10 protein-coding genes, 5 pseudogenes and 1 other annotated feature are annotated in these 13,963 nt (G+C 59.6%); of the genes and pseudogenes, 5 read left to right on the top strand and 10 right to left on the bottom strand.

The features are described 5' to 3' along the window. From NKJ90_RS32510 to NKJ90_RS32495, 4 genes and pseudogenes are all read left to right on the top strand, one after another. Positions 1–698, top strand: a pseudogene (locus NKJ90_RS32510) (IS3 family transposase); the annotation flags it as partial. Next, positions 237–353: a sequence feature (AL1L pseudoknot), on the top strand. (Overlaps the previous pseudogene by 117 nt.) 663 nt (positions 699–1,361) lie before the next feature. After that, a complete protein-coding gene (gene ltrA, locus NKJ90_RS32505) occupies positions 1,362–2,879 on the top strand; it encodes a group II intron reverse transcriptase/maturase (RefSeq protein WP_502904961.1) in 1,518 nt (505 codons plus the stop codon). A gap of 63 nt (positions 2,880–2,942) precedes the next feature. Next, positions 2,943–3,434: pseudogene (locus tag NKJ90_RS32500) on the top strand (IS3 family transposase); the annotation flags it as partial. 182 nt (positions 3,435–3,616) lie between these two features. Next, positions 3,617–4,458, top strand: a pseudogene (locus NKJ90_RS32495) (NAD(P)-dependent oxidoreductase); the annotation flags it as partial. Positions 4,459–4,475: 17 nt separating this feature from the next. Here the strand turns inward: NKJ90_RS32495 and NKJ90_RS32490 are convergent. Both NKJ90_RS32490 and NKJ90_RS32485 read right to left on the bottom strand, forming a co-directional pair. Further along, a complete protein-coding gene (locus NKJ90_RS32490; RefSeq protein ID WP_352487695.1) occupies positions 4,476–5,537 on the bottom strand; it encodes an IS3 family transposase in 1,062 nt (353 codons plus the stop codon). Further along, positions 5,504–5,656, bottom strand: a pseudogene (locus NKJ90_RS32485) (transposase); the annotation flags it as partial. The pseudogene NKJ90_RS32485 and the gene NKJ90_RS32490, both read right to left, overlap by 34 nt. Before the next feature lie 61 nt (positions 5,657–5,717). Between NKJ90_RS32485 and NKJ90_RS32480 the strand changes: the two are divergent. Further along, positions 5,718–5,831 (top strand): annotated as a pseudogene (locus NKJ90_RS32480) (glyoxylate/hydroxypyruvate reductase A); the annotation flags it as partial. Between the two features lie 95 nt (positions 5,832–5,926). On the opposite strand, the gene NKJ90_RS32475 reads toward NKJ90_RS32480, so the two are convergent. The 8 genes from NKJ90_RS32475 to tnpC all read right to left on the bottom strand — a co-directional run. Then, positions 5,927–6,304, bottom strand: a complete 378-nt coding sequence (locus NKJ90_RS32475; protein ID WP_352487694.1) for a serine hydrolase — start codon at positions 6,302–6,304, stop codon at positions 5,927–5,929. After that, on the bottom strand, positions 6,289–6,846 hold the full coding sequence (locus tag NKJ90_RS32470; RefSeq protein ID WP_352487693.1) for a hypothetical protein: 558 nt from the start codon (positions 6,844–6,846) through the stop codon (positions 6,289–6,291). Before NKJ90_RS32470 ends, NKJ90_RS32475 begins: the two co-directional genes overlap by 16 nt. 677 nt (positions 6,847–7,523) lie before the next feature. Beyond that, positions 7,524–8,567, bottom strand: coding sequence for an ABC transporter ATP-binding protein (locus NKJ90_RS32465; protein WP_352487692.1), 1,044 nt, complete (start codon positions 8,565–8,567; stop codon positions 7,524–7,526). Then, entirely contained in the window at positions 8,564–9,580 is a 1,017-nt protein-coding gene (locus tag NKJ90_RS32460) for an ABC transporter ATP-binding protein (RefSeq protein WP_352487691.1), read from the bottom strand. The genes NKJ90_RS32465 and NKJ90_RS32460 overlap by 4 nt, the downstream gene beginning before the upstream one ends. After that, positions 9,577–10,470 carry an ABC transporter permease gene (locus tag NKJ90_RS32455; RefSeq protein WP_352487690.1) on the bottom strand — a complete coding sequence of 298 codons (894 nt, stop codon included), beginning with the start codon at positions 10,468–10,470 and terminating at the stop codon, positions 9,577–9,579. The genes NKJ90_RS32460 and NKJ90_RS32455 overlap by 4 nt, the downstream gene beginning before the upstream one ends. Before the next feature lies 1 nt (position 10,471). Beyond that, on the bottom strand, positions 10,472–11,410 hold the full coding sequence (locus NKJ90_RS32450) for an ABC transporter permease (RefSeq protein ID WP_352487689.1): 939 nt from the start codon (positions 11,408–11,410) through the stop codon (positions 10,472–10,474). 23 nt (positions 11,411–11,433) lie between these two features. Further along, a complete protein-coding gene (locus NKJ90_RS32445; RefSeq protein WP_352487688.1) occupies positions 11,434–13,017 on the bottom strand; it encodes an ABC transporter substrate-binding protein in 1,584 nt (527 codons plus the stop codon). A gap of 218 nt (positions 13,018–13,235) precedes the next feature. Then, positions 13,236–13,963 (bottom strand): IS66 family transposase (tnpC, locus tag NKJ90_RS32440; RefSeq protein ID WP_352487687.1); only part of this gene is annotated, 728 nt, incomplete at its 5' end.

The raw sequence follows: 13,963 nt of genomic DNA, 5'->3' as shown, positions 1-13,963 counted from the left end.
GCGGTGCGGCTGGTTCTGGATCACGAACGCGAGCATACGTCGCGGTGGGCGGCGGTTTCATCGATCGCCGCCAAGATCGGCTGCACGGCGCAGACGCTGCATGAGTGGGTGAAGAAGGCCGAGCGCGACAGTGGCGTGCGAGCCGGTGTGCCTACGGATGTGGCGACGAAACTCAAGGCTCTGGAACGCGAGAACCGCGAGCTTCGCCAGGCCAACGAGATACTTCGCAAGGCTTCCGCGTATTTTGCCCAGGCGGAGCTCGACCGCCGGTTCAAGCCATGATCGCGTTCATCGACGATCACCGCGAGGCGCATGGGGTCGAGCCGATCTGCAAGGTGCTGCCGATCGCCCCGTCGACCTACCACGACCATGTCGCCAAGCGCATCGATCCCTCCCGGCTGTCGGCTCGGGTGAAGCGGGATGAGGCTTTGAAGGATGAGGTCCGACGCGTGTTCGAGGCTAACTTCCGCGTCTACGGCATTCGCAAGGTCTGGCGGCGGTTGCGTCGCGAGGGCTTCGATGTCGCCCGCTGCACGGTTGCCCGCCTGATGAAGGCCATGGGCCTCGAAGGCATCATCCGCGGCAAGCCGATCCGCACCACGGTGAGCGACAAGGCGGCACCATGCCCTCTCGATCACGTCAATCGCCAGTTCCATGCCCCGGCGCCGAACATGCTGTGGGTCTCCGACTTCACCTACGGTGCGCCTCGCCCATTGGGGGAGGCATATGACTGGAACGCAAAAGAGAAAGGAGGATGCGGAGAATTGCCTGCCCTCTGCTGTAAGGGGGCATGAGCCCAAGCGGCGGTGACCTGCCGTCAACTGGCAGGGTGACGTAGCCCGCAGGTAAAGGGGACTGAGGCGAAGTCGTTACGCCAAGATGGTTCCCGAGGCTGAAGTATTGGAAGGTTGAGGAACACGAACCGGTTAACCCGCATCTGAGGGCTGAAATGTCGCCTTCGCCTACACGGCTTAACAGGCGAAATGCTGATGATGACGCCTGAGATGTACGCAAGCGTCATCCAAACACGGACGAATACGTAGGCTGTCCGTGGGAGCCATGGGGAGAATGCAGCCAGACCATGGCATCGGCATCGACTTGCGGAAAGCAAGGGAAAAGACTGCGACCGGCAGCCCCACCAATACGATGACGTCCAGCATATGAACGAGGGAAGGCATGATGGAATGACCACGATGTTCTGCGTCGCAAGGGAGTTGACCCTGATGTCCATCATGCTGGCGGAGTTCTCGTAGTAGTCCGCGGCAGGGAAAGCCTGTCACATGGCGAAGGGGAACAGTTCAAACTGCTTGAAGTGCAAACTATCTGACCAAGAGAGGTGAAGACCTTTGATAATCAGCGAAATGCAGCACAAGCTCGCAACATGGGCCGAACACGATCCGAACCGAAGGTTCGATCGGCTTCTTCGGCTGATTGCCAACCGGAAATGGCTTGCGGAGGCTGCTCGGATCGTTTTGGCGTCAAGTGGCGCACGAACACCGGGCATCGACGGAATGGATAAGCTACGACTGCAGGTCAAACTGGATCAGCATCTGGACGACCTGCGGACAAGCCTGCTGGAGGAGAGTTATCGCCCCCAGCCGGTCAAGCGCATCTATATCCCGAAATCCAACGGCAAGCTACGACCACTGGGTATTCCAACCCTGACGGACCGCATCGTTCAACGCGCCATGCTGATGGCCATGGAGCCGATCTGGGAGAGCGATTTTCATCGTTTATCCTATGGCTTCCGGCGGGAACGGAGCGTGCATCATGCCGTCCGCACCGTGAGGATACAGCTACAGGATGGAGCCGACACGACGAGGGGCCGCTGGATCATCGAAGGTGATCTGGCAAGCTACTTTGATACGGTCCATCACCGGCTGCTTCTCAAATGTGTGCGGCGACGGGTGCAGGATGGGCGTTTCGTCGATCTTCTCTGGCGGCTCCTGAAGGCAGGGCACATTGATCGTGGCCTGTTCACGGCCTCCAGCGAGGGTGTTCCGCAAGGTGGCGTTCTGTCACCGCTCCTTTCCAACATCATGCTCCATGAGTTTGATGCCTGGTTGGAGGCGAAATATCTGAGCGACAAGGCCCGCAAGGACCGATGGGCATGGAACTTCGGCATTAAGCAGGGCCGCCCCATTACGGTTCGAGAGAACCGGCAATGGAAACCGGCCGTCGCCTATTGCCGATACGCTGACGATTTTGTCGTGATCGTAAAAGGAACCAAGGCTCAGGCAGAGGAAATCCGCGAGGAATGCCGGGCGTTTCTGGAAGGTGAGTTGAAGCTGACGCTGAACATGGAAAAGACCCATGTCACTCACGTCAATGACGGCTTCGTCTTTCTGGGGCACCGGATCATTCGCAAGTGTGGGGCGCACGGACGTATGTCCGTCGTCACGACGATACCCAAGGAAAAGGCCAAGGGGTTTGTTCGCAAACTCACCGAAACCCTTTCCGGCAATCATAGTGTCAGCACGGTTGATATGATCGCCAGCCTGAATCGCCAGTTGGTGGGATGGGCGGCGTTCTACAAGTTCACCGACTTCACGGCGTACGTATTCCGGCGCATCGACCATGTCGTGTTCTGGAAAATGGCGCATTGGCTGGGACACAAATACCGGTCGCGCATCAAACCCTTGATGCGGAAATGGTACCGAGTCCCGGAACCGGGCAAGGCGAAAACCTGGCTCGTTTCGGTCGGAATGAACGCGGCGGACCCGTCGGCAAAGCGCTGCAACGGCTTGTCTCAAGCCCCAAGGCGCAGTTCCGGTGGCGTAATCCGGAGGAGAACCCATACATCTTCCGGATCGAAAACCGCAGTACCGTCACGTCAAACTATCATGATGTTGCAATGGCCATGGGCCAAGCTTGAATAGAGAGCCGTATGCGATGAAAGGTGCAAGTACGGTTCGGGGAGGAGAAGCGCATCTGCGCTTCTTACTCCACTCGCGACCTGGACGGGCTTCGTCTATGTCGCCTTTGTCATCGACACCTATGCGCGAAGGATCGTCGGCTGGCGGGTGAGCCGGACGACGCATGCCAGCTTCGTTCTGGACGCTCTGGAACAGGCTCTCCATGATCGGCGGCCCATGCAGGGAGGCGGGCTCATCCATCACAGCGATAGAGGCAGCCAATACGTCTCTATCAGATACACCGAGCGCCTGGCGGACGCCGGCGTCGAACCTTCGGTGGGCAGTGTCGGCGACTCTTACGACAATGCTCTCGCCGAAACGATCAACGGTCTTTACAAGGCCGAGGTGATCCATCGACGCGGACCCTGGCGCTCATTCGAGGCCGTCGAGTTCGCCACGCTCGAATGGGTCGACTGGTTCAACAATCGCCGGCTGCTGGAGCCCATCGGCAACATCCCGCCGGCCGAAGCCGAGGAACGCTACTACGCCATGTTGGATGAACCAGCCATAGCCGCGTGACTCAAACGAAACGGCCTCCGGAAAACCCGGGGCGGTTCAGATTAGACAGCATGCCTTGGCAGAGTGGGTTCGCTAGTAAATGTCGAGGACTCCTCATACGTATCACCCCAATGCGAAACCAGTGGCCGTAGCCCCACGCAGCGAGGCCGTGGACCTTTCCGCCATCGTAAATGGAGTGTCCCCTGCATGAAAAAAGCCCGGTTATCGTCGATCTGAAATTCATCTCGGAGGAAGTGGACGCCTCCCTCAAAGGCGCCGTCCCTCGGCACGAGGTAATCAACCTTGCGAATCCGGCCCATGAAGGCAGGACCTCTCGTGTATCGACTATGCGGTCGTCTGGAAGTCTGCGCCCGACCTCTTCTCGCGAGCGGCGGACCTCAAGGTCGTGTTTTCCGGCGGCGCCGGCGTCGACCACGTGCTGACGCTGCCGGGTCTCCCTGACGTGCCTTTGGTGCGCTTCGTCACCCGGACGCTGACGACGCGAATGAGCGAATGGGTGGTGGTGCAATGCCTCCCGCATCTCCGCCAGCATCGCGCCTATGAGGCGCTGGCAAAGATGCGCGAGTGGCGGGACCTCAGCCAGCCGGAAGCCGCCGACGTCACCGTCGGCATCATGGGGATGGGCGTGCTTGGGCAGGACGCCGCCCACAAACTCGCCGTGATGGGCTTCGAGGTGATCGGCTGGTCGCGAACGAAGCGCGCCGTCGAGGGCATCGACACCTATGACGCCGCAGGGCTCGACGCCTTTCTCCGCAGGACGGATTTTCTGGTCAGCCTCCTGCCGCTGACCGCGGATACCAAGGGGATCTTCCACGCAGCCCTCTTTAAGAAACTCAGCCGTAAGGGTCCGTTTTGCTCCCCGGTGTTCATCAACGCCGGCCGCGGCGGCAGTCAGGTGGAGGCAGATATTCTTCAATGCCTCGATTCCCGCGTATTGGGTGGAGCTTCGCTCGACGTCTTCGAAGAGGAACCGCTATTGCAGGAGAGCCGCTTCTGGACGTCGCCGAGCGTCTATGTGACACCTGACCTGCCACGGGATTTTCATCCAGCGGCAATTAGAGCCTCGGCGGGTTGTACGCCGTATGGCGCGGGTTGAGCAACGGGCGATCGGCGGAGCTGGTCGGGGTTGTGCAGCTGATCGCCCGTTGCGGTGAGATTGGCGGAATAAGCCGCGGGCGTGATGTAGCCGAGCGCCGAATGTGGGCGCGATCGGTTGTAGTCGTCCGCCCATTCGGCGATCGTCGTCCGGCATGGTCGAGGCCGAAGAACAAGGTTTCGTTCAAGAGTTCGCATCCGGCCGTTGAAGCTCTCGCAGAAGCCGTTCTGCATCGGCTTGCCCGGCGCGATGTAATGCCATTCCACCTTGTGATCCTTCGACCAGGGGAGGATGGCGTTCGAGGTGAACTCGGTGCCATGGTCGGAGACGATCATGCCCGGCTTGCCGCGGCGGGCGACCAGTTCCGTCAGTTCGCGCGCGACACGCCGGCCTGAGATCGAGGTGTCTGGGATCGCCACCAGGCATTCGCGTGTCACGTCGTCGACGATGTTGAGCACGCGGAAGCGCCGGCCGCAGGCGAACTGGTCGTGGACGAAATCCAGCGACCAGCGGGCGTTCGGCCTTGCCTCGACCAGGATCGGTGCGCGGGTGCCAACCGCGCGTCGTCGTGACCGTCGCTTGCGAACCGTCAGCCCTTCCTCGCGATAGAGCCGATAGATGCGGTTGATCTCCGACGGCTCGCCCTCGCGTCTGAGCAGGATGAACAGCCGCCGATAGCCGAAGCGCCGGCGCTCATTGGCAAGGTCTCGCAAGCGGCCGCGCAGTTCCGTCTCAGGCGGCCGGCAGGACCGGTAACGGATCATCTTGCGGTCGGCAGCGACGATCGAGCAGGCTCGCCGCTCCGACAGGCCCATGGCGGCCCTCAGATGCGCGACGGCTTCGCGCTTGGCGACGGGCCCTACCATTTTTTTGAAAGAAGCTCGCGCAGCGCCGAGGCCTCCAGCATCTGGTCGGCAAGCAGCTTCTTCAGCTTCGCGTTCTCCTCCTCCAGCGCCTTCAGCCGCTTGGCGTCCGACACCTCCATCCCGCCATATTTGGCCTTCCAATTATACAGCGTCGCCTCCGAGATCCCGTGCTTGCGGGCCAGATCGCCCGCCTTCGCCCCCGCCTCGTGTTCGCGCAAAACCGCGATGATCTGCTCTTCCGTAAATCGCTTTCTCTTCATCAGTCCGTCCTTCAAACGAGGCCGGACTCTAATCCCAACTGGAGGAAATTACCCGTGGCAGGTCACACCGCATGTCGCTGCCTTCTCCGATATCAAGGCGCTTTTTGCCCATGTCAATGAGCAGATCCATCGTTTCGAGAGCGGCCTGCCGTTGGAACATATTGCCGGCTATTGATCGGGTCAGAAGCTGCTGGCGACTGCCGCTTCTTGAGCAGCTAGCTCGGCCATCATCTTCACCAGAGGCCCGGAGAAGGCGGAGTCAGATGCGCTTTAATTCTCGAGGACGCTGAAGTAGACGACGACCGTGCCGGTATCGGGGTTCGCGAGCATGAGTTGGCCGCCGTAACCGCCGTGACCGAGCCAGTTGCCGTCGGTAAACGTCTGGCGGCTATAGCGCATCCAGTCACGCGGCTTTGGCCAGGCCGGGCCGGGGTTTCTGCGCGTCTCTTCGATGAAGGCGGCATCGCCCACGCGGCGCCCGTCGATACCCTCGCCCTTACGCGCGAACAGCAGCCCGTAGCGCGCAAGATCGCGGGCGGAGAGGCTGGCGCCGCCGTCGATCAGCGGCACACCCTCGCGGTCGCAGTTGATATGGAAGAATTGCTCCAGGCCCGCCGCCTCGACGATCTCGATCAGCCAGTCGCGCAATACCCGGCCGCTGGCGCGCTCGACGATCCAGCCGATGACCTCGCTGTAGTTGACTTATACAGTACCTCACCGGTGCGATTCGCCAAGTCGCCGCCGGCGACGCCACAACAGACGGAGCGGATCGTCTTCTCCTTCTCACCCTCCGGCGGCAGGCGCCAGCCGGAGGCGGCATCCAAGTCAAAGGCCGCGGTGTAGGGGTCGCTGTAGTCCTCGGTGAAGTCGTTGGCGACATCCATGTCGGCGGTCGCCTTTACGGTCGCTTCGGCGTAGCCCGTACCGATCTCCGGCAGATAGGTGCGTACTTGCTCTTCGAGCTTGACGTGGCCGTCGGCCACGGCTCGGCCGAGCATCAGGTTGAGCGTCGTCTTGGTAATAGACATGATGGGATGCGGCCTCTCGGGCCCGAAATCCGGCGCATAGGCTTCGTAGAGAATGTGCTCGCCGCATACCACGATAAAGGCCGAGAAATGTGGCATGGCGAGGAAGCGTGCGACCTCGGGCCGCTCGCCGATGGTCCAGTCGACCTCCTTCGTGAGCGGCAAGACGCGGGGGCACGCAACGACATCGTGTAGCGCGCCTTGGTGTGCAGGTTGTGGAAACCCGAGCGGCGTTGATCGGGCAGGTTCCAGCGTGGCTTGTTGTCGAACTGGATGGCGAGGTCGGGATTGGCGATCGAGGAGAGCGTCATGCGGCGGGCCTTTCCAAGTAGGGGTTGTTCATGGGACTCATGAAGAGTGTGGACAGTGCGTGTCTTTCAGCGACCTGACAGCCGATCCAGCGCTAACGCCGAAATTTTGCTGGCTTCGGGCGACGGAAGATGTGGCCGGTGAGGGGATTCAAGCAGACGGGCCGCAGTATGCTGCGTTGGTTGCGAATAGAACCCCCGCCATCGGAGCCTCCCCGTCGGGCGCCGGCTGGCTCCCCGGCTTCGGTAGCTCCGAGATTCGTGCGAAGGAATGGCACGCCATCGAAAAGCCCCGTATGCGCGGGGGCGACGAACGCAGCATCTTCATAGAACTCGATAACAACATTGATGCGCGGATTGACCTCGTCGTACGCCTTGCGAGGCAGGCGCATCGATCTCGGGTGCCACTTTGGCCGCGCACACGAGCGCGGCAAACCGATGTCATCGTGCTCTATATATTCACTCAGTCTCACTTCAGCGACCTTTAATTCTTCTATTTTCTTCGCATGGTCTGGAGGAGCGATGGATGACTAGTTATTTCAGGGTTGGCCCAGCTACAGACAGCCGTCTCTGCTCCAACGGCATCGCGGTTTCGCGCTCCAGCGGGAAATGGCATCTGAAGCTGTGTTCGGTATCATCCGCGCTTGTTGAAGGTTCGGGGAAGACGCGGCTGCAGATCTCCTGCGCGTAGCGACAGCGCGTGTGGAACTCGCAGCCGGATGGCCGCTTCATCAGGCTCGGCACCTCACCCTTGAGCTCTATTCTGTTCAGCACCGCATCCGGGTCAGGCTCGGGATTGGCCGCAAGCAGCGCCTCGGTATAGGGATGACGCGGGTGTTCAAAGATACGCTCGGTCGAGCCGACCTCAATAAAGCGGCCGAGATACATGATCGCCATGCGATCGGTCATGTGGCGCACAACGTTAAGATTGTGGGTGATAATCAGAATCGCCATGCCGAGTTCATCCTGAAGCCGCGCGAGAAGATTGAGCACCTCGCCCTGCACTGAGACGTCGAGGCCCGCGGTCGGCTCATCGGCAATAATCAAGTCCGGATTCAGCGCAAGAGCACGCCCGATACCCACGCGCCTGGCCTGACCTCCGGAAAGCTGATGGGGATAGCGGCGAGCAAACTCCGCCGGCAAGCCGACCATCCGAAGCAGGCGCTCCGCTTCGCCTCCGGCATCGCGACGCTTTAACCCATGGATGCGAAAAGGCTCTGTCAGGAGCGATCGAACAGTCAGCCTCGGCGAGAGTGACCCGATCGGATCCTGGAACATCATCGCCATGCGCCGCAAGTAGGGCTTGCGTTCAGCCCCGTTGAGCTTCTCAATTCCCTGTCCGTCGAAGCTGATGCTGCCGCTCACAGCCCGCTGCAAGCCGATTATCGTGCGCGCGATAGTGGATTTGCCTGAGCCGCTTTCACCGACAAGGGCGAGTGTCTCGCCCTTTTGGATTTCAAAGGACACACCGTACACCGCGTCAATGAAAGGCGCATTCGTCCCGGTTGCGAGCGCCTTCAGCGGACCCATGGTGCGGAAGCGGACGCGCAGGTCCTCAACCCGAAGCAGCGCGCTCATACCGAAACCAACCGCTCTTCGTCGAGGAGATGGCATCGGGCGACTTGGTCCACGCCGATGCGGTACTCGACCGGGTTCTCTTGGACACAGCGGTTGGACGCATGTCCGCAACGTGTACGAAAGATGCATCCTACCTTGCTGCCAAGGAGACTGGGTACCTCGCCGGGAATGGTCGGCAAAGTGCGTGTGCTTTTTTTGATACGCCCAGGATCGCACTCAAGCAGCGCGCGCGTATATGGATGAGCAGGATTGTGGAAGATGTCCCGAACCGCGCCCTGCTCCACCACTTCGCCCGCATACACGACGGCGACTCGGTCGCACAACTCAGCCACCGCGCCGAGGTGGTGGGAGACGAAGAGAATCGAGCAACCAATTTCTTTTTGCAGATCCTTAAGCAAATGAATGATTTGCACTTCCAGCGTTGCATCGAGCGCAGTGGTTGGCTCGTCGGCGACGAGGAGTGCTGGTTTCACAAGCAGCGCCATGGCAATGCAAACGCGCTGACGCATGCCGCCAGAGAAGTGATGCGGATAGGCGCCAATACGACTTTGCGGATCGGGAATTCCGACCCGGTGAAGCATCTCGAGGGCACGAGCGCGCTTTTCGCTGCGGCTTCCTTGTTCGTGGTGCTGGATATCGATCATCTGGCTCTCGATGGTCCGCACCGGATTGAGTGCGGTCATTGGATCCTGAAAGATCATGGATAGACGATCGCCGAGCAGGCTCCGATGCGCCTGAGCGGACATTTTGAGCAGGTCTTTACCTTCGAACAGGATGCTGCCGGATGTTACATCTGCATTTTCTGGAAGCAGGCCCATCACTGTATACGCGAGCGTCGATTTTCCTGATCCGCTTTCGCCGACGATGCCAACCACCTGCCCGGCTGGCACATCGAGCGACACATTGCGCAGTGCGTGGACGCGCCCGCGTGGCATGCCGAAATCAAGATTTAGGTCATGGATCTCAAGAAGCAGCCGGGCGGACGTGTGCGGTGTCAGATCGTCGCGTGTCATAGGTCTTTCCGCAGCTTGGGATCGAATATGTCGCGCAACGCTTCACCCAGAAACGTGAAGCCGAGCGTTGCGAGGACGATCGGAATGCCGCCGGCGATGACCAGCCAAGGGGTCTGGTTGACGTAGCTGTAGCCATCGTTGAGGATCGCTCCCCAGTCAGGCGTCGGTGGTCGCACTCCCATGCCTAGGAAGCTGAGGCCTGCCTCAACGGCAATCACAGCCGGCACATCCATGCTCACGAGAATGAGAAGCGGACCGATGACATTGGGCAGGACGTGAACGGCGAGGACACGTGTTGTTCCGGCCCCCATGCTGCGCTCCGCAGCGACGTACTCGCTGCTGCGCAGCGCCCCTGTCTGTGTGCGCACTACACGCGCGTAAATGGGCATGGACGTTATTGCAATGACTAGAATGACGGTCGGCAGACTTGGGCCCAGAAGCGCAATGATGGCTAGCGCAAAAATGATACCGGGAAAGGAGCGGATGGTATCGAAGATCAGCAGGAGCAAACTGTCCAGCCAACGCGGCCCGAAGCCTGCGATGAGACCAAGCACGACGCCGACCGCCAGCGCACTGCCGAGGGAGGCGAAAGCGACAAAGAGTGGGATGCGGCCGCCCATCATGACGCGAGAGAACGAGTCGCGGCCCAGTTGGTCCGTACCCAGCAGAAAATCCCGTGAAGGTGCGGCCAGACGAGGCCCGACCATGATCCGGATCGGATCATGCGTGATTATCAGCGGAGCGAAGATCGCGCTCGCGAACACGAGCACGACGAGCACGGCTCCAAGCACGCCCAGACGGTTCTTGCGCAATTGCCGCAAAAAGGTGCGAAAGGCGCCGGTACCCTTGGCATCGTTGGCTTCCGGATGGATGACTTCCAAAATCACCATATCAGAGCTTTTCCCGGGTTCGCGGATCGAGGAATGCGTTGACAAGATCCGAGAGCGTCGTAGCGGTAACAATAAGGAACGTGGTGACGAGCACGACGCCCATCACAATCGGATAGTTGCGGGTATTGACCGCATTCACAATCAACGCGCCGATGCCAGGTCTCGCAAAGACCACTTCGATAAAGACTGCGGACGAAAGGAGCCACGCGATGCCTACCCCGAGTATGGTCACGGTCGGCAGGATCGCGAGCGGCAGCGCGTAGCGCGCAACGATGCGCCATTCCGAAATTCCAAAGGAGCGAGCCATGCGGATGTGGTTTTCTCCCAGAATCTCGAGCATGGATGCGCGTACCAGCCGCGATATGTAGCCAACCCAGCCAATGCCTATTGCAAAGCTTGGGAGGATGAGATGGACAAGTCCATCCCAGAAGCCGTTGCCGGCTCCGATCGCCGGCAACCAACGCAGAGTCACTCCAAAAATTAGTAGCGCGTAGACCGCCATGACAAAGGAAGGAATTGCGATCGTGGCGACCGTCACGACGCCGGCCACCTGGTCGACGAAGGAGTTTCGCCGCACCGCAGAGTAGCAGCCAAGCGGCACGGCTACTACGACCGCCCATAAGATCGAGACCAAAATCAGTTCGATCGTAAACGGCAATTGCTCCAAAACAATGTCGGCAACAGGCCTACGGCTGAATGCGTCAAAACCCAGGTTACCATGAAGCAATCCGCCGAAAAACGTGATGATCTGCACAACAAGAGGCTTGTCGAGCCCCATCTGCTCATGAATCAACGCCCTCATTTCAGGTGTCGAGCGCGAGCCTAGCAAAATCGTGGCCGGGTCGCCAGGGACTGCGCGGATCATCAGGAACATAAGCGCCACCGCGATCGCAATGATTGCGATCGCGAGGGCTATCCGTTTGAGGAAATAGAGCCACATCTTCTTGATCAGACTACGCTACTCTAAACCGGCTTGAAATCGAGGTACAGTGGGACTCCGTCCGGGCGGGTTGCGGCCTGGATTTGCGTAGTGCGGTACATGACCGGTGCCCCTCCATGGGTCAAGAACCGGAAGGCACCGGACTCCTCCATGAGATCCTGCATCTCGAAATAGAGCGGTGCCCGCACCTTCGGATCACTGATGGCGAGCGCCCTGGCATTCAGCTCATCAAAGCGCTTGCTGCGGAAACGCATCCAGTTCCACACGCCGACCTGTTCGCTCACGAAAACGCAGGTGCCATAGTAAGGGTCCGGCAGCATGGTGTACTCAAGGATGATGAGCTGCATATCTTTCCAGCGGTCCCCATCCGCTTCCGAACCAATAGTCCAAAACGAGCCGGAATCCTGGACCCTAACGTCAACCGTAATGCCAATCTGAGACAATTGCGCCTGTATCACTTGGGCGATTGTCGAGTTAGTGCTGTCGTTCAGGCAATCGAGGGTCAAGGTGAGATCGCTCACACCAGCCTTTCCCAGGAACTCCTTCGCCTTTGCGAGATCACCTTCCGGGGCAACAAGCGCCTTTTCGCGATGCCCGACAACACCGGGAGCAATCAACCCCGTTGCAACGGCCGCCTGACCCGCATAGGCAGCATCGAGGATCTGAGGTACATTGATCGCCCATTGGATCGCCTTGCGGACATTGATGTCCTTCAGCTTCGGGTGATCCAGGTTCATGCCGAGCCAGGTAAAAGAGAGCGAAGCATGTTCCTCAACCTTGGTGTCTGCGGGCGGGTTGGTCTTTAAGGTCGCCAGCGAATCCAAGCTGATCGCAGTGAAATCGATGTCGCCCGCTTGATACGCACGCTCCGCAGCCTTTTCGTCGCCGATCGGAACGATGCGAATTTCGTCAAAACCTGGCTTCGGCCCCGACCAGTCGGGATTGCGGGCAAGAAGGAGATGCTCATTCGCCTTCCACTCGGCGATCACATAGGGGCCGGAGAAAGCGGGCGGCTTCATGCCGAAATTACCGCCATCACCGGTTGCCTTCATCACCGCATCCTCGCAAACGATATGGCCAACGCCATAGGGAAAGTTGATTAGCCAAGCTGGCACGAACGGCGTCTTGAAGACGATTACGCCAGTATAGTCATCTTCGATCTCGACACTGTCGAACGGACCCCAGTCGATGTTGGCCGGCGATTTGTGCTTGATAACGCGCTCAAAGGAGAATTTCACGTCCTTCGCGGTCAACTCGCCATGGCCGCCAGTAAATTTGATGCCCTTCTTAAGTTGGAAGCGGATATGGGTGGGATCAACCTGTTCGATCCTTTCTGCCGCCTCCAGATCCCAGCCCCATTCGGAGCCCGGCTTGTAATGCGTGAGCTTCGAATAGATGCAGTTCATCACGTCAACATCGGCTACCCCGCCGTAGAAGCCCGGATCGAGGGTGAGAAGCTCACGGAAGGCGCGCGCCTTGAGTACCTTGCCTTCTGCGGCCCAGATGGTCTGCGAGAGCGGCATGCCGGCTGCTATGATTCCTCCCCCGAGCGTCGCGCCGGTCTTGAGAAGGGTCCGGCGGTTCACACTGCCTACGATATTATTCATTATCAGTTCCCCTTTTTAGTTGAGCGATTCCGTTGTAGCGGGTCCGGCCATTAGGATGAGGTTGCAACGGCGTCGTTGTGCGTCAATGTTAACGTTTTTTGAAACAGGGCTGTCATAATTCGTTCGGGGTTGCTCCAAAGTAAGCGCTATTTTCCCTGCACGTTGACGCGGGCGCTTTCGAGGGATGGCCTTCGAATCGGGAACGGTATCTGGTTTGATCAGGCTGCTGGTGCTTTGGCGAAGTTGAAGGGCAGCAGATCCTCGATGGCTGCGTTCTCGGGGCGCTGAGGTAGTTCAGTGAGGACGTGGCGCAGCCACGCTAACGGCTCGACGCCACAGGCGCGGCAGGTCAACACCAGGCTGTAGATGACGGCGCTGGCCCTGGCTCCGTCGACGGTATCGCTGAACAGCCAACTTTTCCGGCCAGTTGCAAAAATCCTGATGTCACGCTCGAGAAGATTGTTGTCGATCGGCATGCTGCCGTCCTCGGTGTAACGCGTCAGATATCCCCATTGGTTCAGGGTGTAGGAGACGGCGTCGCCGAGCTTGCTGTCCGGCAAGACTTTTGGGGCGATGTCGTCGAGCCATGCCTTGAGAGCATGGAGGATGGGGACACTATGTTGCTGGCGGAAGCGGCGAATGCAGTGATCTCGCGTTTCGCCGTCATCGGGGATTTGGTTCCGCGCCTGCCTTTCAACCCGATAGAGCTGTTCGAAGAAGCGGAGCGCCTGTTCCGGCGGGCCGCCGCCTTTCTTCCTCGCCTTTAGGGCATCGACGAAGCGCCGCCTCGAATGGGCCATACAGCCAAGATGCGTTGCCCCTTCCAGCGTGCGCCAAGCGGAATAGCCATCACTCATGACTATGCCGTGGTAATCGCCCAAGAAAGTCTGCGGGTGTATCTGGCCGCGACCCGGCTGATAATCGAGCAGCACGATCGGCTCGTCAC

This window comes from Mesorhizobium sp. M0051 (assembly GCF_040323235.1).
Taxonomy (GTDB): Bacteria; Pseudomonadota; Alphaproteobacteria; order Rhizobiales; family Rhizobiaceae; genus Mesorhizobium.
This window is presented reverse-complemented; position numbering and strand designations above follow the sequence as displayed.